Source organism: Alkalibacillus silvisoli (genome assembly GCF_039521975.1).
Classification (GTDB): Bacteria; Bacillota; Bacilli; order Bacillales; family Alkalibacillaceae; genus Alkalibacillus; species Alkalibacillus silvisoli.
In genome coordinates this window covers 23,524-41,823 of sequence record NZ_BAAACZ010000015.1, presented here as the reverse complement: position 1 = coordinate 41,823, position 18,300 = coordinate 23,524, and the positions used below count along the sequence as shown (strand labels likewise).

At 41.9% G+C, this 18,300-nt stretch carries 22 protein-coding genes; 15 read left to right on the top strand and 7 right to left on the bottom strand.

All coding sequences use genetic code 11. The features are described from left to right. Positions 1-95: 95 nt before the first annotated feature. Positions 96-617, top strand: a complete 522-nt coding sequence (locus ABDZ63_RS09475; protein WP_184403660.1) for a TlpA family protein disulfide reductase — start codon at positions 96-98, stop codon at positions 615-617. Positions 618-734: 117 nt separating this feature from the next. On the opposite strand, the gene ABDZ63_RS09470 is transcribed toward ABDZ63_RS09475, so the two are convergent. Next, complete coding sequence (locus tag ABDZ63_RS09470) at positions 735-1,508, bottom strand: C40 family peptidase (protein ID WP_114374081.1); 774 nt, start codon at positions 1,506-1,508, stop codon at positions 735-737. Positions 1,509-1,835: 327 nt separating this feature from the next. Between ABDZ63_RS09470 and ABDZ63_RS09465 the strand changes: the two genes are divergently transcribed. Continuing rightward, entirely contained in the window at positions 1,836-2,747 is a 912-nt protein-coding gene (locus ABDZ63_RS09465) for a metal ABC transporter solute-binding protein, Zn/Mn family (protein WP_343783300.1), read from the top strand. A 384-nt stretch (positions 2,748-3,131) separates the two neighbouring features. Here ABDZ63_RS09465 and lgt read toward each other — a convergent pair whose 3' ends face one another. Both lgt and ABDZ63_RS09455 read right to left on the bottom strand, forming a co-directional pair. Further along, positions 3,132-3,992, bottom strand: coding sequence for a prolipoprotein diacylglyceryl transferase (lgt, locus tag ABDZ63_RS09460; protein WP_425541974.1), 861 nt, complete (start codon positions 3,990-3,992; stop codon positions 3,132-3,134). Positions 3,993-4,311: 319 nt separating this feature from the next. Next, the gene (locus ABDZ63_RS09455; protein ID WP_227002597.1) at positions 4,312-4,722 is read right to left on the bottom strand and encodes a rhodanese-like domain-containing protein; all 411 of its coding nucleotides are present in this window, start codon (positions 4,720-4,722) and stop codon (positions 4,312-4,314) included. A 292-nt stretch (positions 4,723-5,014) separates the two neighbouring features. Here ABDZ63_RS09455 and ABDZ63_RS09450 point away from each other — a divergent pair, with 292 nt between their 5' ends. From ABDZ63_RS09450 to ABDZ63_RS09440, 3 genes are all read left to right on the top strand, one after another. Beyond that, complete coding sequence (locus ABDZ63_RS09450; RefSeq protein ID WP_343783299.1) at positions 5,015-5,677, top strand: hypothetical protein; 663 nt, start codon at positions 5,015-5,017, stop codon at positions 5,675-5,677. 89 nt (positions 5,678-5,766) lie between these two features. After that, the gene (gene zupT, locus ABDZ63_RS09445) at positions 5,767-6,504 is read left to right on the top strand and encodes a zinc transporter ZupT (RefSeq protein WP_343783298.1); all 738 of its coding nucleotides are present in this window, start codon (positions 5,767-5,769) and stop codon (positions 6,502-6,504) included. Positions 6,505-6,704: 200 nt separating this feature from the next. Next, positions 6,705-7,316, top strand: coding sequence for a hypothetical protein (locus ABDZ63_RS09440; RefSeq protein WP_343783297.1), 612 nt, complete (start codon positions 6,705-6,707; stop codon positions 7,314-7,316). Between the two features lie 140 nt (positions 7,317-7,456). Here ABDZ63_RS09440 and ABDZ63_RS09435 read toward each other — a convergent pair whose 3' ends face one another. Then, positions 7,457-9,604: a copper-translocating P-type ATPase gene (locus ABDZ63_RS09435; RefSeq protein WP_343783296.1), complete on the bottom strand. Its 2,148-nt coding sequence runs from the start codon at positions 9,602-9,604 to the stop codon at positions 7,457-7,459. Positions 9,605-9,898: 294 nt separating this feature from the next. Here ABDZ63_RS09435 and ABDZ63_RS09430 point away from each other — a divergent pair, with 294 nt between their 5' ends. The 6 genes from ABDZ63_RS09430 (at position 9,899) to ABDZ63_RS09405 (ending at position 14,016) form a co-directional block, all read left to right on the top strand. Then, a complete protein-coding gene (locus ABDZ63_RS09430; RefSeq protein WP_114374090.1) occupies positions 9,899-10,225 on the top strand; it encodes a (2Fe-2S) ferredoxin domain-containing protein in 327 nt (108 codons plus the stop codon). Between the two features lie 23 nt (positions 10,226-10,248). Beyond that, positions 10,249-12,666: a heavy metal translocating P-type ATPase gene (locus ABDZ63_RS09425; RefSeq protein ID WP_343783295.1), complete on the top strand. Its 2,418-nt coding sequence runs from the start codon at positions 10,249-10,251 to the stop codon at positions 12,664-12,666. A 12-nt stretch (positions 12,667-12,678) separates the two neighbouring features. After that, positions 12,679-12,849: a hypothetical protein gene (locus ABDZ63_RS09420; protein ID WP_160112548.1), complete on the top strand. Its 171-nt coding sequence runs from the start codon at positions 12,679-12,681 to the stop codon at positions 12,847-12,849. A 125-nt stretch (positions 12,850-12,974) separates the two neighbouring features. Continuing rightward, the gene (gene spx / locus ABDZ63_RS09415) at positions 12,975-13,361 is read left to right on the top strand and encodes a transcriptional regulator Spx (RefSeq protein WP_114374096.1); all 387 of its coding nucleotides are present in this window, start codon (positions 12,975-12,977) and stop codon (positions 13,359-13,361) included. Positions 13,362-13,453: 92 nt separating this feature from the next. Continuing rightward, complete coding sequence (gene copZ / locus ABDZ63_RS09410) at positions 13,454-13,660, top strand: copper chaperone CopZ (RefSeq protein WP_114374098.1); 207 nt, start codon at positions 13,454-13,456, stop codon at positions 13,658-13,660. A gap of 71 nt (positions 13,661-13,731) precedes the next feature. Further along, positions 13,732-14,016: a metal-sensitive transcriptional regulator gene (locus ABDZ63_RS09405; RefSeq protein ID WP_114374100.1), complete on the top strand. Its 285-nt coding sequence runs from the start codon at positions 13,732-13,734 to the stop codon at positions 14,014-14,016. A gap of 396 nt (positions 14,017-14,412) precedes the next feature. Here the strand turns inward: ABDZ63_RS09405 and ABDZ63_RS09400 are convergent, their stop codons facing one another. From ABDZ63_RS09400 to ABDZ63_RS09390, 3 genes are all read right to left on the bottom strand, one after another. Further along, a complete protein-coding gene (locus ABDZ63_RS09400; RefSeq protein WP_114374102.1) occupies positions 14,413-15,555 on the bottom strand; it encodes a site-specific integrase in 1,143 nt (380 codons plus the stop codon). Beyond that, complete coding sequence (locus ABDZ63_RS09395; RefSeq protein ID WP_343783294.1) at positions 15,552-16,019, bottom strand: ImmA/IrrE family metallo-endopeptidase; 468 nt, start codon at positions 16,017-16,019, stop codon at positions 15,552-15,554. Before ABDZ63_RS09395 ends, ABDZ63_RS09400 begins: the two co-directional genes overlap by 4 nt. A 141-nt stretch (positions 16,020-16,160) precedes the next feature. Then, positions 16,161-16,541, bottom strand: coding sequence for a helix-turn-helix domain-containing protein (locus ABDZ63_RS09390; RefSeq protein ID WP_343783293.1), 381 nt, complete (start codon positions 16,539-16,541; stop codon positions 16,161-16,163). 152 nt (positions 16,542-16,693) lie between these two features. Here ABDZ63_RS09390 and ABDZ63_RS09385 point away from each other — a divergent pair, with 152 nt between their 5' ends. The 4 genes from ABDZ63_RS09385 to ABDZ63_RS09370 all read left to right on the top strand — a co-directional run bounded on the left by ABDZ63_RS09385 (position 16,694) and on the right by ABDZ63_RS09370 (position 18,114). After that, entirely contained in the window at positions 16,694-16,906 is a 213-nt protein-coding gene (locus tag ABDZ63_RS09385; RefSeq protein ID WP_343783292.1) for a helix-turn-helix transcriptional regulator, read from the top strand. Positions 16,907-16,963: 57 nt separating this feature from the next. Beyond that, positions 16,964-17,194 (top strand): DUF7667 family protein, encoded by a 231-nt coding sequence (locus tag ABDZ63_RS09380; protein ID WP_114374110.1) that lies wholly within the window; start codon positions 16,964-16,966, stop codon positions 17,192-17,194. Continuing rightward, a complete protein-coding gene (locus tag ABDZ63_RS09375; RefSeq protein WP_114374112.1) occupies positions 17,191-17,472 on the top strand; it encodes a helix-turn-helix domain-containing protein in 282 nt (93 codons plus the stop codon). The genes ABDZ63_RS09380 and ABDZ63_RS09375 overlap by 4 nt, the downstream gene beginning before the upstream one ends. 90 nt (positions 17,473-17,562) lie before the next feature. Next, on the top strand, positions 17,563-18,114 hold the full coding sequence (locus ABDZ63_RS09370) for a helix-turn-helix domain-containing protein (protein WP_343783291.1): 552 nt from the start codon (positions 17,563-17,565) through the stop codon (positions 18,112-18,114). Positions 18,115-18,300 lie beyond the last annotated feature (186 nt).

Genomic DNA, 18,300 nt, shown 5'->3' with positions numbered 1-18,300 from the left:
TGGTGAGCATTTAAGATTTCAAGAGATATGTTAGATAACCCGGAAGGTGGAATAGTGCTATTCTCCTTAGAAAACGGGTCAGCGGGGGAATACGAATGGTTCGAAAAATAAGCAGCATAGGGGCTCTTCTGATTGCAACGTTGGTGATGGGAGCAATCATCTATAATTCTGTTTCTTCTCCACCGGTGGGTGTCAATCAGGGAGAAGAAGCCCCGGATATGGAGTTGCCGCAAGCCGAAGGAGAGAGTATGAGTTTAAACGATGTACGTGGCACGTTTGTCATTATGAATTTTTGGGCTTCTTGGTGTGAACCCTGTATTCGAGAATTCCCCCTGCTTGATCAAGTCCATCAGGAATTTAGTGACAAAGAGGTTAATGTGCTAGCAGTCAATATGTCATCGTTTGAGCGTACGATGGATGAAGCAATGGAATTTTTAGATGAACAACCAGTTACCATGCCTGTCCTCTTCGACACGGATGGGGAAATGGCTGATGAGTATCAAGTCGCTGGTCTTCCAACCACGTATTTGATTAATGAAGAAGGCATTATCGTTGATATCATCATGGGAGAAGTGACCGAAGAAATGCTTAAGGAGAGACTCCAACCTTTCTTATGACTATCCATAAAGTATGAATGGATTTTTAGCGTCTCATTGAACGATATCCGGAATTCGTTGATCTAAAAAAGCTGTTGCTATGAGCGAATCATAGCAACAGCTGATTTTTATGATAAGTTACTGCATGGTTTTGGTTCCAATGATGTGGTCTTGCCAATAATCACTGGTGATGTCTGCTTGCACAACGCCTTCATTCCCTGCGTGAATCATTTGGTTATCCCCGATATATATGCCACTGTGTGAAGCTCCTGTCGTATCATACGTTCCTTCGAAAAACACAAGATCCCCAATGCTCATAGACGTTACGTGTTCCCCATCGTTCTCCCACATCTCTGCATGTGTTCGAGAGACATCGATGCCATTTTGATCAAACACGTAGTTGATAAAGCCACTACTATCAAATCCATCAGGCGTTGTGCCGCCCCATTGATAAGGCGTTCCCAGTACACTTTGAGCTGTTGCAACAATATCTGAATCTGAAGAGGCTGGATCTTGGTTTTCTGAATCTTCATTTGACGGATCACCATTACTTGAAGTGTCTGGTTCTAATGCCTGATATGTATTTGGGCCGGCTATTCCATCTATAACAAGGCCTTGATCGCTTTGATATTCTTTAACAGCATCTTCTGTTTCAGGACCAAACACCCCATCGACTTGAACAGTGTACCCTTGATTCCTTAACTCAGACTGTAATTGCTCCACTTCACTACCCTGGTCATCTGTTATGAGATAGGTTTGGGAAGTGCCCATGTTATCCTCTGTATAATCATCTTGGACGCTATGATCATCCTCGTCTGGCTCAGCATATGCGGAAGCACTTTCACTCCACATTGGAGCAAACATAACAACTGTCACGAGTGATGAAGATAAAAATAGTTTTCTCATTTTCATTTAAACTTCCTCCCCATTTTTGTATTCCTAAGTTAAAATAACAAGAAAATATGGAGAAACTATGAGGATTCTATTACTGTATGATTACAATTTAATATCACCCTTCATAATATTATCAGTAGATATAGAACCACCCCCCCCAATCACGCGCATAAATTTGGTATATCCATAAACTGATTGCCTTGCTTCTTTTCTATGAAAGTAGTTGATTACCCTAGATTAAAGTAAGATTTTAGAAAGTCCTTGACAGGATCAATGTGTTTCTCTAATCTTAAATCGTAATCATTACTATTTGAAAGGATGTTTATTTGGATGCGGAAATCATGTATGATGATCATCATTTCCGGCATAGCACTTGCCGGTTGCCAAGGGGAAAGCTCGGGTAACGAAAGGGAGAAGGATCCTTTACAGATTCACACGACGGTTTTCGCTTTGGAGGACTTTACGTCCAAAATTGGCGGCAACGAAGTCAATGCCGAAACCATCTACCCGCCGAACACAGACGCGCATTCCTTTGAGCCGACAGCTAATGAGTTGATCCAACTCGCGGAAAGCGATGCCTTTATCTATTCCGACGTAGGAATGGAAGGCTTTGTTGAAACAGCCGAGGATATGCTCGCTGATGAGGATGTGGCAATAGTCCCTGCGGGCGAAGGCATTGAACTAATTGGCAACGACCATGACCATGAACAAGATCACGAGGCTGAACATGAGGATGGCGACCCGCATATTTTTTTGGATCCGGCCCGTAGTATAGACGTTGCGGAGAATATTAAACATACACTTATCGAGTTGCGGCCGGAACAGGAAGCTTATTTTACGGAAAACTATGAAGCGCTACGTGATGACCTGGAAGCGCTCGATCAAACGTTGGAATCGACGTTTGCAGAGGCCGATCGTGATGAGTTGATTGTCTCCCATGCTGCTTATGGCTACTGGGAAGATCGCTACGGATTAGAACAATTGAGCGTTCTAGGTCTTTCCCCTAATGAAGAGCCGTCCCAGTCAGAGCTTGCCGAAATCGTCAAAATCGCTGAAGAAGAGGATATCGGCTACGTCGTTTTTGAAAATAACGTGAACAGTTCCGTCACCGAAGTGATTCAGGAGGAAATCGGCGCAGAAAGTCTGGTGCTTCGAAACTTGGAATCCATTTCCGAAGAAGACATGGAGAATAATGAAGACTATTTCAGCATAATGGGGAAAAATATTGAGACGTTGGAGACAGCGTTGAATGAGTAGGGGAGCGCTTGGAGGAAGCTTCATTTGGAAAGTTCCTGGCCTTTTCCAGCGCATCTGAGAAGAAGGCGTCTATTCAAGGAGCGCCGGGTCCTCGTTTGTGAAAATAAAAATAAGAAGTGCCCGTTAAATGTGGGCTTAAAGAAAGTGAACTGAGATTGATTACAGCAAAAATGCCTGTCATTAGGATAGATGAAAAAATTTTAGGGGAAGTAAATGGGCTGATTTCTCCTACAACTCTTTGACAAAAGGAAACAGCCAAAAAAACAGCATTGATACGGTTTCTTGGCTGTTTTTGTTCATTTCAAATGCAAAACTTAGGAATATTATTGCTTCAAATCGCTTGGAGCATCATCCTTGGCTATTTGTCTTCATTCGTACCTCTTCTTATTTCTTTCCCCTTTTCTTATTCTTGTTCTTTTTCTTCGGTGAATCATCGGATAAATACCTGATCCTAGATAAGCCTGTTTTTCTTCGATAAATGATAGTGATGACAGCACCGACAATTAAAACAATGGAAATGACTTGTGCAGTACGCAGGAAGTCAAAGATCATTAAACTGTCCGTACGTAATCCTTCGATGAAGAAGCGTCCAAATGAGTACCAAATAACGTACGTGAGAAAAAGGTCACCACGCCTCATGTTGACTCTTCGTAAATAAAGAAGAATTCCAACCCCGATGAAACTCCAAATGGATTCATATAGAAAAGTTGGATGATAGTAGCTGCCATCAATGAACATTTGATTGATAATCCAATCGGGAAGCATAAGATTTTCAAGAAATTCTCTCGATACCTCTCCGCCATGAGCCTCTTGGTTTATAAAATTGCCCCAGCGTCCAATGGCTTGCCCAAGTAAAATACTCGGGGCTGCAATATCTGCAACTTTCCAAAAAGAAAAGCCTCGAATTTTTGCAAATACATACCCAGTAAGAACGCCACCAACTAGCCCACCGTGGACCGCAAGGCCACCTTCCCAGATTGCAATTATTTGTCCTGGGTTTTCCAAATAATAATCCAAGTTGAAGATGACATAATACATCCTTGCAAAAACCAGTGCAACTGGAACTGCCCAGATGAGTAAATCCGCGAAAAAGTCTTTTGGAAGTCCACGACGTATGGCTTCACGGTTGGCTAATACGTACCCTAGTAAGGCACCAAGAATGATAATAACGCCATACCAATATATCGGCCAGCCGAAGATTTCAAAGGCAACGGGGTTTAATGGTTGTACATTAGAAAGCAGCATTTTTTCACTCATTTCTGGCATTTGATCAAAAATTCCCTGACCTTGACAATAAGTTCTATGAGAATTTTCTTTCCCAAATAGATGGTTTTACCTGCGTAATAGCATTAAGGTATTTACAAATTCCCTTTAAAAAACTACGACTTACGTTAAGACAAAAATGTGGAGAAATAATGAAGAACTCCCTTTGTCACAAAAATGTGACCCTATATTACACGCAATATAAGATCACAAAATCATACCATCATATTAATGGTCATCAAACGGTGGCCATGGGGTTTTACACGTTAGCAAAATAAATCAGGATAGGCGATGTTAGTATTTAATTTGTTTTCAGTGGCCCTTCCCAAACGGCCATTCCTCCACCAAAATTGGCAACATCATCAAATCCTTGATTAACAAGAAAGTCCGCACTATCAACCCCCATGCTCCCTGTGTGGCAAATTAAGATGATCCGGTTGTCATCGCTCAATTCGTTATAACGTTGTTGAAATTTATCGTAAGGAATATGAATCGCACCGGGGATATGTCCTTCGTCGTAAAGCTCTTTTTCACGCAAGTCAACCAATTCAACGTTTGCCTCACCAATCTCTGCACTCACCTCGTTTTGGTTAATCTCTATCCACTCCCCTGCTTCCTCGGCTTCAGGTTCAACCGTAAATGGGTTAAACGTTAGAAAAAACACTAAAGTTATTACCGTCAAAACAATGGGCATGATATATTTACCCCGCAATTGCTTCCCCCCCCTGTATAAGTATCCAGATGATGAAGTTATTGACCCTTGAACATTCAATGTATGCCCTTACTGAGGAATCATTGTGTTTATCTCCTTTTATCATTTCTCATCTTTCCTCATAGTTCTAGTGTAGGTGAAAAAAGTGAAGAAATAATGAAGTATTCTTATGAAAGATGCCCCAGGATCGTTTTGAAGAAAAAGCTGCCCGGTGTTCCAGATCTCCATAGTTTTTTCATACATTTTTTATATACTAATAAAAAAGCGTAAGGAAAGGAATGAAAGAAAAGGAATGAGCCGAGCGATCAAAAAACATATTTCCTTGTTCTTTGTAACCGTGGCACTTATGGCTTTCTTTCTTTTTTTAAGAGGAGAATGGGATCCGATGCATGCCTGGAACCGTGCTTTTGCCGACATATCTGTTCTTTACATCGTAGCGATTCTCCTTCTTGGATCATCTTCAAAGTTTAGCAACAGCATGAAATTATTGCTGCACTGGAGGAAACAGCTAGGGATTTGGGTGGCCATAACGGCTTTTGCTCATGTTTACATTATTTTTGATGGTTGGATTATGTGGGACTTCATGAGGCTGTTCTTTGTCTTCAATCCCATGACAAATAGTTATGACACTCACCCAGGATTTGCCAATGATAATCTTATTGGCATAGTGGCTTTGATTTATTTATTTGCACTTTTCATGACCTCAAATAAAAAGAGTATAAAAATGCTTGGCCAAGAGAGTTGGAAATATCTCCAACAGCGTGTGCACATATATTATATATTGGTCGTTCTGCACACGGTTTATTTCTTGTTCTTTCACATCCCGTTACCCAATTTTGCTCGAATTCCATTTCTATTTTTAGTTGTTATAGTGTGGGCTGTACATATCTTTGGCTTTGTTAAAGTCCTTTCGGAGAGGAATCAAAAAAAATTAGCTAGTTTGAAACCTAAATAAATGACAATCTCCATTGGAATGATACAAAAAGCCTTACATAGAGATGCGAATTGGAAGTTATAAATTCCCAACAAATGGAGTGATGTGCAGTGGGACAAGATGTGTGGTTTGCCCTTGGCCTGACGTTGATCGCTGGGCTTCTCGGCGGGGTCATGATTTATGTATCTTTCGTGGAGATTTTTTCTGAAGCTCAGGATGCCTTAACAAGCGCTATAGGGGAGCAGATCGGAAGTTGGCTGACGGTGGGCGGATTCTTTGCCGGTATGTTGCTGGTTGCGTTGATCGACAAGCTTGTTCCTAATCAAGGCAACCCTCATGAAGTGAAAAAAGTGGAAGAGATGAATCAATCTCCCCAATCAGCCAGATCAAAAAGCCCGGAATTAATGAGAATGGGGAGTTTCACCGCACTTGCTATAACCATCCACAACTTTCCGGAAGGTATTGCCACATTTACCGCGGCTTTACAAGAACCTACGCTCGGCGTTGCCATAGCGATCGCAGTTGCCCTTCACAATATCCCGGAAGGCATCACGGTATCTGTCCCCATGTATTATGCAACAGGAAGCAGAAAGAAAGCACTTTTGTATTCATTTTTGTCAGGATTATTAGAGCCCCTCGGTGCAGTGGTCGCATTTATGGTCTTGATGCCTTTCTTAAATGATATTCTGTTCGGCATCGTATTTGCTTCCGTTGCTGGGATTATGGTTTTTATCTCATTGGATGGGCTCATTCCTACGGCCAAAAAATATAATAAAGAGCATTCCTCGATTTATGGGTTCCTACTCGGTATGGCTGTCATGGCGTTTAGCTTGCAGTTGCTTTTCTGAAAGAGGAAAAAAGCTGCCTTGTGATTATGTTATTTTATAGTGTGCACTTTTCAGCCGGATTAACTTATTCATGTTTGTGAAATAGTTTTCCTCAACGATCTGGTGTTTAATATACATTACCCCCCTAATGCATTTTTAAATTTATCATATGTTGATATTGCAGCCATAAAATAGTGATAAAGGACAAGGAGCATGATTAAATGATTACGGGGTATATGTATATTGTTTGTTTCTTATCCATACATCTGGGTTTAATTTGTTCCATTTATTTTTTTAGCAGATATAAAGGTAGCCTTATGGTCAATATGATGATGACCATGGCTTTGGCCATGGTATTTGCCTTGTCATTAGGTTTTTTCTTCGGAATTGTTCTTCATGGAGATTTGTTATATTCGACCTTGTTCAGCATAACCTTTGCTGGAATAACCGGATTTATTCTCGGTATACGCTTACATGTGCTAGCGAGTATTGAAGGGCTTTTTTCCGGGATCATGGCAGGTATGATGGGAACAATGGTTGTAGAAATGCTCACGATTTCAGAAGGGGCAGTTCTCCTATTGATCAGCTTGTTATTGCTAATGGGTACAACGATGTTTTGTATTCGCCACGTCCTTCAGGAAACATTTTCTACATTTGTTCAAAAATATGATTATGTCCTGCTCGTTGCAACGTGTATGTTAATGCTACTCACATTCTGGACCTTTCCCTTTTCAAATATGGAAAATCAGCCATCTCCGCAACACGAGGAAAACCATCATATGATGATAGGAAAGGAACCAAGTAAGGAGAAAAAAACAAGCCTGCAAAGCTGATCCCAATACCTACGGAGGATACTAAAAAGGGATAGAATATTAAGAATAAGTTTATAATGAGTAGAGAAGCCCCTCGAACGTGAGGGGTTTCTAATTGATTAGTGGTATTTGTCCCGAGTGGTGGAGGATGCACAGGGTATTTATTTCATCTTGAGCGTCTGGGCATTGATCGCTACGATAACGGTACTCAGTGACATGAGGACCGCACCTAAAGCTGGATCAAGCAGGAATCCCCATCCGGCGAGCACACCTGCCGCGAGCGGGATCGCAACGATGTTGTAGCCAGCAGCCCACCAAAGGTTTTGAATCATCTTGCGATAAGTGACTCTTGACAGATCGACAATGGATACAACATCGAGTGGATCGCTATTGACGAGCACTACATCGGCTGTTTCCATAGCGACATCTGTTCCGGCTCCAACGGCTACGCCAAGATCAGCATTTGCAAGTGCTGGAGCATCATTAATGCCATCCCCGGTCATGCCGACCCGTTTCCCATCTTTCTTCAATTCTTTAACTTTTTCCGCCTTCTGATGTGGGAGAACTTCGGCAATGACTTGATCAATTCCAATTTGTTTGGCCACTTCTTGGGCCACTTGTTCGTTATCTCCGGTTAGCATCACCGTTTCCATGCCGATTTGGTGCAAGCGATCAATAGCCTCTTTTGCGGATTCTTTAACAGCATCAGCTAAGGCAATCGCACCGAGCAATGTTTGCTCCTGAAGGACAAAAACAACGGTCTTGCCTGTTTCCGAGAGTTTGGATAAGCGCTCCTTATCATAACTGATCCCTTCTCTTTGCAGATGCCCCGGGCTGACGATCGAAATAACCTTCCCATCAACGTTTCCGGTAATTCCTGACCCTGTTATCGAATCAAAGTCCTCCGGTTGGGGAATGTCGATATTCTTTTCTTTTCCTTTTGCTACAATGCCGGCAGCGATTGGGTGCTCTGATTGAGACTCCAACGATGCCGCCAATCTTAGCAACTCCTCTTCGGATACGTTGTTTTCTACCGGGATAATGTCTGTTACTCCGAACTCCCCGTGCGTTAATGTTCCGGTCTTGTCAAATATCATTGTGTCGACCCTTCGGGCGCTTTCAAATCCGATGCGGTTTCGAATGAATAACCCTTTTTCAGCCGAAATTCCTGTGGAACGTGCAGCCACTAATGGAATCGCGAGACCAAGGGCGTGCGGACAAGAAATAACAAGTACCGTGACCATCCGAGCAACCGCAAAATTCGTATCCACACCAAGGGCCATCCAAGTGCTGAAGGTCACGATTCCGGCAACAACAGCGACGTAGAACAGTAGACTGGCGGCACGGTCTGAAAGCATTTGGGTTCTTGATTTACTTTCCTGTGCCTCTTTGACCAGTTGTACCACTTGCGATAAATATCCTTCATCGCTCGTTTTGGAGACTTCGATTGTCAAGGAACCGGATGAGTTGATCGATCCGCCGATGACTTCGTCTCCATCACTTTTTTCAACAGGCTCGGATTCCCCGGTAAGCATCGATTCATTGATCGAGGATTTTCCATTTAGAATATGGCCATCCGCCGGTATTTTCTCGCCTGGTTTAATAAGCAGACGGTCGCCCTTTTTAAGATCAGAAACAGAGACGGTTATGACTTGATCGTTCTCATCGAGCTTATTGGCTTCTTGAGGCATGAGTTCTACAAGGGATTCAAGTGAGTCGGATGCTTTCATCACGGATTTCATCTCAATCCAGTGACCAAGAAGCATGATGGCAACCAATGTGGCGAGCTCCCAGAAGAAATCCATCCCTTCAAGACCAAAGACTGTAGCTGCACTGTAGACGTACGCAACGGAGATAGCAAACCCGATGAGGGTCATCATTCCCGGGGATTTGTCTTTAATCTCGCTCACAAGCCCCGTTAAAAATGGCCAACCCCCGTAGACGAAAACAATAGTTGCCAAGATGAGTTCAACGGCTGTATCGCCGGGAAATGCAACGGTATAGTTAAAGAACATCTGAATCATATCGGACAATATGATAATAGGTATTGCCAGAATAACCGTGACAAAAAAGCGTTTTTTAAAGTCGGCCATCATATCTCCATGATCGCCATGCCCGTGATGACCATGGCCGGAATGGCCACCATCGCCACCGTGATGATCATGGTCGTCATGCGCATGGTGGCTATGATGATTGTGATGATCATGACCATGATGATTATGGCCGTGATGATCTTCTTTGTGGTGAGTATGATGATCTTGATCCTTGTGATGGTGCTGTTCATGCTCGTGATGATCCTTTTTGGACATTTTATCTCCTCCTTGTAAATATTATACCCCATATAGGTATAATTGAAACACACTTATGATACCCCGTCAACATAGCATTCGCAATTGTCATGCCTTTTATAACTCGTGCTTCTGAACTTTCGTGACAATAAATAAAGAAAAAATATGCCCAAGAAGGGTATCCAAACGTGGATGTAGGTTTTGATAAAGTGAAAATTTGTGTTTTACATACCTTATAGGGGTATGGTATATTCTTTTCAGAAGCTATTATGATTTGTGTGTTTTTCATTCGCCCTAAACGGGAGGTGGGAGTGGATGGATTTAAATGGTTTTGGTCACCATTTACTGCTTTGCAATGGGAAATCTTGCATAAGAAACGGTGCCGAAGCAGTTACCAAGGCGATACGAAAAGACATTCATGATCAAAACTTAACGTATACAATACACACGACAAAAACGTTGTGTAATGGTCAATGCAAACATGGTCCTATTGTTGTTTTATACCCTCAAGGGTATTGGTATCGTTCCATGACACCGACGCTTGGGAAAGCACTCGTGGGAAGCATCGTTACCCACCATCCGTTGAAACAATCTCTTCTTTATTCATACGCACGCAAAGGATTTCGATCAGAGCTTTTCTAACGAGGAGAAGGAGATGAAAACAAGTGGAACAAAAAGAAGCGTCCCTACAAATCGCAGGCATGACCTGTGCGGCTTGCGCCACAAAAATTGAGAAAGGCCTTGCCAAAATCGACGGGGTTAGTGAAGCAAATGTGAATTTTGCGATGGAAAAAACCAATGTTGTTTACGATCCCGATCAGACGGATCTCCAAGATTTTGAAGCAAAAATTGATAAACTTGGATATCAAGTGATTCATGAAAATCAAACCTTTGATATTTCGGGCATGACCTGTGCGGCTTGTGCGACAAAAATTGAAAAAAAGCTATCAAAAATGGAAGGAGTCTCTTCGGCAACGGTTAACTTTGCCATGGAGAATGTTTCTGTCGAATACGATGAAGGTCAAGTTACCGTCGGAGATATGATGGAAGGGATCCGCAAATTAGGATATACCCTTAAACCACAAAAGTCGCGGGACGAAACGGTGAGTAGAAAAGACAACGAAATACGCAAGCAAACCGGCAAATTTGTTTTCTCGGCGATATTAACATTGCCACTGCTTTGGACAATGGTGGCCCACTTTGAGTTTATGTCGTTCCTCTATTTGCCAGATATGCTCATGAATCCATGGGTGCAGCTAGCGCTTGCGGCCCCCGTACAATTCTTCGTTGGCGCCCAGTTTTACAGTGGTTCCTACAAAGCCTTGAAAAACAAAAGTGCAAACATGGATGTATTGATTGCGCTTGGGACGACGGCGGCCTTTTTATACAGTGTCTTCTTGGGTTGGGAATGGTACGCCACCGGCCAACAAGGGATGCCGGAGCTTTACTTTGAGACTGCAGCTGTGATCATTACGCTCGTGGTCCTCGGGAAACTGTTTGAAGTACGTGCCAAAGGACGCACGAGCAAAGCGATTGAAAAGTTGCTCGGAATGCAAGCCAAAACGGCACGCATCATTCGTAATGGCGAGGAAATGGAAGTCGCTATTGAAGAAGTGCTTGTGGGAGACACGGTTATGGTGCGCCCTGGAGAGAAAGTGCCGGTGGACGGAAAGATTTATGAAGGGCAATCGGCCATGGATGAATCGATGATCACCGGTGAAAGTATTCCGATTGACAAGAAACAAGGAGACGAGGTCATCGGGGCAACGATCAATAAGAATGGGCTTCTCAAAATCGAAGCTACGAAAGTCGGGAAAGATACGGCGCTTTCCCAAATTGTGAAAGTTGTGGAAGAAGCGCAAGGAAGCAAGGCGAATGTCCAACGGATGGTTGATAAAGTGTCAGGGATTTTTGTGCCTGTCGTTGTCTTGATTGCCATTACAACATTTCTTGTTTGGTATTTCGTGATCAATCCCGGAGATTTGCGTTCAGCGTTAGTGCCCCTCATTACGATCCTTGTCATCGCTTGCCCCTGTGCGCTTGGATTAGCAACACCAACATCCATTATGGCAGGTACGGGTCGCTCTGCTGAAAATGGTGTGCTCTTTAAGGGCGGCGAGCACTTGGAAAACACACGTGGGATCCAAACGATCATACTTGATAAGACGGGAACGGTGACAAAGGGAGAACCTGCATTGACCAATGTCAAAGTAGTCCCTGATTTCAATGAGGAATCGGTGCTTGCAATCGTCGGTGCCGTAGAAAAAAACTCGGAGCACCCCCTTGCAGAAGCGATGGTCAAAGGCATTGAGGAAAAGGGAATTCCATTGCGAGAGAGCGAAGATTTCGAAGCGTTGCCAGGATATGGGGTGCGTGCCTTTGTCGACGGAGACGAAATCATTATCGGGACACGCAAACTCATGCAAACATCATCCGTCCCGATCGGATCTTCTGGTGAAGAGATGTCTGGCCTTGAGAAAGAAGGAAAGACAGCGATGCTTATTGCTATTGACGGTAAGTATGCCGGGATGATTGCCGTTGCCGATACGGTGAAAGAAACGTCCAAAGCAGCGATTCAACGGATGCATGACCTCGGCTTAGAAGTGGCCATGCTGACGGGAGATAACCAGCAAACGGCCGAAGCGATCGGCAATCAAGTCGGGATTGACCGTGTGATTGCGGAAGTGGTCCCGGAACAAAAAGCCGAAGAAATTAAAAAGATCCAAGACCAAGGCAAAAAAGTTGCCATGGTTGGCGATGGCATCAACGATGCACCGGCACTCGCGGTCGCCGATATTGGGATGGCGATCGGAACGGGGACGGATGTGGCGATTGAATCCGCCGATATTACGCTTATGCGCGGCGACTTGCACAGTGTGGCTGATAGCGTTCAGCTCAGTACAAAAACGTTTCGCAACATTAAGCAGAATCTGTTCTTTGCCTTCTTTTATAATACGGCATCCATTCCAGTTGCCGCAGCCGGTCTACTTGCTCCATGGGTGGCCGGGGCAGCAATGGCCTTCAGTTCGGTATCCGTTGTCTTGAATGCCTTGCGTTTGCAACGTTTGAAGTTAAGCCGATAAGGAGGAAAGAACATGAAAGTTAAACACTGGGCGCTCGTGGGGGTCTTGTATGTGGCGGTTGTTATTGGCAGCTACACGGCCATCACGGGTGATAACCCGTTAGAGAGCAATGACATGCATGAAGATCACGGAAGTAGTGAAGAAGTATATGAGAGCCATGAAGTATCATCAGCGTATACTTGAGGAGGACGAAGTAATGGATGATCACCAAACCACTAGTCTTTACTGGATTTGAGCGCAATGCATCTGAGATAAAATCGTTGATTCAAAAGATGTGATTTTACTGTAAACTAGGAGTGGATCAGCACATGATTACCGTGTATACATCATCAAGTTGTTTGTCATGCCGGAAGACAAAGGATTGGTTACGAGAACATCGGCTTCCCTTTCGTGAAATAGATATAACGAAAACGAAACTGACCATCGATGAGGTCAAACACATTTTTTCATTGACAGAGAACGGTATCGATGATGTCATTTCCAGACAATCGAAGGCTTTTGCAGAATTGGCGCTCGACATGGAAGGTTTATCTTTGCATACACTCTTCCAAATCATTTGTAAATATCCATCGCTTTTAAAACGACCGATTATTATGGATGATAAGCAGTTGCTCGCTGGCTATCATGAGGAGGAGATCCGCCGCTTTCTCCCACGATCTGTTCGAAACCAATTAAAGGAGGGGATATATGTGTAGGCAATGACGTTAGAATAAAATGATACCATGCATTGCACACACGTGCCGAAAGTTATTTAGCTATACAAGAGATACGAAAGGAGCAAAAAATCATGAAGGATATGACATTAAACGTACAAGGGATGTCTTGTGGTCATTGTGTAAACTCCATTGAAGGTAATGTCGGCAACCTAAATGGCGTAGATAATGTGAAGGTTCATTTAAGTGAAGGAAAAGTAGATGTCACCTTTGATCCGAACAAAGTAGATCTGGAAAAAATAACAGAAGAGATTGAAGATCAGGGATATGATGTAGCCTAAATATTAAAAGTGGAGGGATCGCGCGCGTAAGTGCACGGTCCCTTTAACCAATGAACGAGGAGGTAAAACGTATGTCAGCACAAGAAAAAGGAACTGTTCAGCCAAACAAACAAGAATTACTCAATCGCTTGAAACGTATTGAAGGTCAAGTGCGTGGGGTGCAAAAGATGATTGATGAGGATAAGTATTGCGTAGATATCCTCAATCAAATTTCGGCGATTCAGTCAGCCATGAAAAAGGTGAGTATTTCTTTGATGGAAGATCATACAAACCACTGTGTCGCCAATGCCATTCAAGAAGGCAACAAGGAGGAGATGATCGATGAATTGATGGATGTCATGAAGCGATTAATGTGAATGTAAAACGAGGCGCTTAAGTTGAATAAGAATTAGCGCCTGTTTTCCTTTTTAAAGCCAGATTCTTGAATAAGAGTGCTACCCGATGGGAATTGCAGAAAAATAAATTTCCACTTTATAATGAAATTAGTGATAATAATTTATATTTATGGATTTGGAGTGAGAAAAATAGAAAATTTGGTATCAACGATTGTTACATCTACTGCAGCTCTCGTTGCAAATCTACACGATCTTAAAATAAGCGTGAGCAACAGTAAACATCTTTTTTATCACAAATGTCGCTTGCAATCACTGTATTAATGTGAACAGTGAATAAACCAATATTTGAAATAGCCGCATCTTTCTTCACGGCGTCAAAAGTGAAGAACTTTATTTTCACCTAACAACTATGTGACACTAACGAGCGCTTGTATGGTTGGATATATCGGGAGGATCAAATATCATGTTTCCGAGTTTTTGTGCAGCTGTTTCTTGCAATCCTGGCATTAAATGCGAGTAAGTGTCGATTGTAACTTGGATTGAATTGTGACCTAATCTTTCTTGAACAATTTTAGGATGGAACCCTAACTTTAGTAAATGTGTTGCATGTGTGTGCCTTAATTCATGGAATGTAATGGGTTTGACGTTTAAGGGTTTTCTAATTTGATAATATGCTCTAAGTAAATTCCGATGAGAAATGAGGGTTCCCCACTTTGTGGAAACAACTAAATTCTTATTTTCATAAGCTTTTCCTAATTTTAATTGCTGCTCTTTTTGCCATTTCCAATGTCTTTGTAACTCGTTGACGGTTTGATCTGGAATAGATACAAGACGGGCACCAGCATCTGTTTTAGTTGTGCTGATTTCCATATTTCGGCGTAACGACTTATCAATAGATATCGTTTTCCGTTCCATATCAATCTGATTCCATTGCAGTGCCAATATTTCACCCTGCCTCATGCCTGTAGATAAAGCGAGGTGGAAGGCTATATATAAATAATGTTTTTTTGCTTTTTTTAAGAATTCTTGTGTTTCTTGCTCATCCCATATCTCAATCCTTGTTTTCTCAAATGAAGGGAGATCTGCCAAAGTTGATGGATTGTCTTTGAGGAGCTTTTTCCTTATAGCCTCGTTCAATCCAGCCTTACAGATGGAATGATGGATTTTTCGAATTGTTGCGGGCGATAACTTTTTTTCATTTAGCAAATGATTATAAAAATCGTCGAAGTCCTCAACCTCTAAATCTGTCAGCTTAATGGTATGAAAAAACTCTGAAACGTGCATATCGACAAGATAATGATAAGTTTTAGCTGTTCCTTTTGATAGAGAGTTTTGGCGTCCGTTCACCCAGTTTTGAAGAAAATCAACAAATGTAATGTTTTGTGGTGGAACATAGGTGCCTTCATTCACATCATTAAGGGTATTGGACATGGCTTTTTCAGCTAACTTTTTTGTGTTATACCCAGAATAACGTTTCTGTTTCCTTTTTCCACGCTTATCTCTACCGTAATCAATCCTAAAGCCATATCCGTTAGCAGTTTTGTATACTGAACCTCTCATATAATCTTCCCCCCTTTTATGGTGATGTGTGCTTTAATTTGATCCATGCGTCTTTCAGCAAAAAAGATGGGAATATTAAATACATAAGATAATGTGTATGGTGTTATTTCACAGAATTTTTTGATCAGAAAGTAGGGCATGGAAGCGTGTAAAGCAAATCTGTATGCCTGCAATTCCATAAAAAATGATACACCCTTTAAAGCTTTTTTCTGGTCAATATTATGAAGGAGAATATGGCCAAGCTCATGGAAGAAATCCCAACGTTGATAATGAGAAGGTATACGCTTGTCCAGGGATATTAGTTTGTAATGGCCAATTTGTAGGGATGACGTTTGTGAATAAGAATAATCGAGATCAATCATGAACCGTCGGCTGAGAGTTTCTAATGAAAGATCATTCAAAGAGCAAATGTTTCTTTTTTTGTAGGCTTCATTAACAATTTGGCGAATGGTTGAATGAAACATTTTACCCACCCTTTTAAAACATATGTTCGGTTTAATGTATAATAAAGGATGAGGAGAGAAACGTCAACAAAATTTTAGAAATTTAATTCATTTTTTTCTTTAATAGAACATCAAAAAGGGTAAAGATCCTACAAGGCTATTTCACTCTTCTCTATCTCCCTTCCTGTACAGTTCCTCCCACCGCTTTTTCATTTTCCGAAATCGCTGTAATTCTTCTTCCAGATGCTCTTTTTCTTCTGCTGTTAGACTTTCGTATCCCCCAGAAAAGAACATTTTCTCTTCCTCGTTATCAGCCGCAGGAAGCGATTGAGTATTTGGGTCGTCGGTGAGACCAAGTAGATAGTCAGAAGTAACACCATATGTTTCAGATAATTTTTTAATCATTTCAATGGAAGGCTCATTTCTCCCTTGTTCATAGTAGCCGTACCCACTTTCCGTAATACCTAATATCTTGGCAACTTTTTGTTGGGTAAACTGATGTCTTTTTCGTTGTTCCTTTAATCTTTCTGCGACATTGGACATAAAAATCATTCCTCATTCATGTAAGTACCCTCTATTATACAACTATAAGTTGGGTGATAAAATAAAAACAACAAAAAGTTGTTGAAAAGTATTGACCACAACGTTATGTTGGGTTAAGATGAATGCAACAAAACGTTGGGAGGTGCTCGTGAATGGAAAGCCAACGCCGATATGAATTAATAAAAGCAAGAAAAGACATAGGATTTTTTCAAAAAGACGTAGTTGCTTTGTTGTCAAAAGATCATGATATCAAAATAACTGAAAGTTATTATGGCATGATCGAACAAGGTGTTAGGACACCAAATTTAATTTTGGCACTTTCAATCTCTAAAGTTTTATCAAAAGATCCAGAACAATTTTTTTGATCATATACACAACAAAATGTTGCGTTGAAACCTGTAGATTAAAAGGAGATGAGCTACATGAATCCTGTTGCCGAACGGTTAATTGTTCTTGTCCTTGAGGCTGATAAAAGAACTCTAACTCAAACAGAGTTGGTAGAACTTAACGAGAGCAAACAGTATTTCGATAATTTCTTCTGGGAATACGAGAAATTAAATGTCATGTCTTATGTCGCATCAGAGACCAACGATTACAAGTGGCAACATGACATTCTTGAACGTGTTGAACAACTGAAAGGAGGGCGAGCATGAGCATTGAAGAAACCATCCAGAAAGCTGTTCAGGAAGCCATGCAACCATTAGAAGAAAAACTAGACAAACTGACTGTTCATGATGATCCATATCCTCGCAGGCTCACGGTTAAAGAAGCCGCAGAGATTCTCAGAGTTTCTGAAAACCGAGTAAGAGAACTTGCTAACTATGTCGAAGGTTTTCCGTCCACACGTGCTGAGGGTGAAAAGAGTCGAATTTATATCCCACGCGACCGCCTATATCAATGGATCGAGAATAACCATGAGCTCATCCCATAATGACTATCTATAATCTACCAATATATCGCGTCTAAAGGAGGACAAATTAAGGTGAATACGTACTATCGTAAATCAAATTTCGGGGAGTGGTTGCGGTACTTTAGAATAAATAGCCGAGACTCTAGCATTGAATCGCAAAGTTCATTAGGAAAGGAGCTACATTTGGATCAAAAGCAAATCTCAAAAATCGAACGAGGGGAAGTAGAGCCACGAATCGAGACTGCTTTTAAATGGTGTGAGATTACTGGATGGGAAGAAGGTCAAGACATCATCGCAAATATGTATCAACTCCATCCATTTGCAGTTCCGCCCGTACATCCAGAGTTGAGCCAGCGTCTATCAGATTCAATTGGGAACATGCGTCAGCAAATGCTAACAGCCATTGAATCACTCGATCACATTGAAAGGATCAACAATAAACGTAGGCCTGGCAGAGATTTAGAAATCGATGATGTATTAAAGAAGAGGATCAGCGATCTGTTCGACCTTATGCCAGCTGTAAAAAGCATGATGTACGCCGCAAAACGTGACATCAGTCTTGATATTAAAGAAATCAATCAAATGTGGACCTGTAGGTGCGTCGCAGATCAAGTGGTTATGCCGACGCTAAACCAGATGGAGCAGGGGAAGGTGATGGTGTGAAGGAAAAGATGATTCTACACCTGTTCTATTGCTCCATTATAACGACAATGATCATTACAACGATATGGGGGTGAAAACATGCATAGACGCACGTTACAAGAACTCAAAGAGGACGCTGATATAATGGCTAATCATGGCACAGTGGCTGTCAACGTCAAGGAATTGAAGGATCTAATCAGAGTTTAT